The following is an 822-nucleotide window of genomic DNA, read 5'->3' as shown; positions in this document are numbered from 1 at the left end:
CTCCTCCTAATATAAAAGATGTAGTGGTCATACCCCCAACAGCCAGTTGGGATATGATCCGCTCGTTGCTTAAGCTGTTAGAATGTAGTGGCATTGGTTCGGACGGATTCCTCCTTGGACCCCGCGTCCGTTGGAAAGCCTGTCTGCCAGCCACTCATTCGCAGCTGTTCGGTTTACGTAGGTTGAACCGCGTCTTGTGCGTTCGCTTGATCCCCAGGAGATTGAATAAGCAATGAGGAATGATTGGCCCACTGCAAATCTATCTTTGGAGGTGTGTCCTATGTTGAACGCTGTTGGTATTGATGTCTCGAAAGGCAAAAGCACTGTTGCAGTCCTACGACCTGCAGGCGAAATCGTGCGTAAACCTTTCCCTGTTACTCACTCGGTCAAGTGTCTTCATGATCTGGTTTCTTATGTCAGAGGATTAGATGGTGAAACCAGGGTCGTCATGGAAACAACCGGCCATTACCATGAGCCTATCCTGAAAGCCTTTCTGGATGCCGGTATCTTTGTCTCTGCAGTAAATCCCAGCTTAATCAAGCATCACGACAGTGACGAGAACCCCCTCCGTAAAGTTAAATCAGATCCTGCAGATGCTAAAAAAATCGCCAAGTATACTCTTGACAGGTGGGAAAACCTGCGTCAGCATTCTGTTATGGATACCACTCGCACACAACTGAAAACATTGAATACACAGTTCCACTTTTTTATGCAGCAAAAAGTCTCGTTGAAGAACAATCTTATTTCTCTTCTGGATCTGACTTATCCAGGCGCAAACGCCCTGTTTGACAGCCCTGTTCGCTCTGACGGAAGCGAAAAATG

Annotated in this window: 1 protein-coding gene; it reads left to right on the top strand. The window is 47.1% G+C overall.

Annotated elements, in window-relative coordinates; all coding sequences use genetic code 11:
- Window positions 1-280 precede the first annotated feature (280 nt).
- Window positions 281-822 (top strand): IS110 family transposase (locus tag E0E20_RS13780; RefSeq protein WP_130838737.1); only part of this gene is annotated, 542 nt, incomplete at its 3' end.

This window comes from Lachnoclostridium sp. Marseille-P6806 (assembly GCF_900625025.1).
Classification (GTDB): domain Bacteria; phylum Bacillota; class Clostridia; order Lachnospirales; family Lachnospiraceae; genus CAG-791.
Note: the sequence above shows the minus strand (reverse complement) of the source record. Positions and strands in the feature narration are given on the sequence as shown.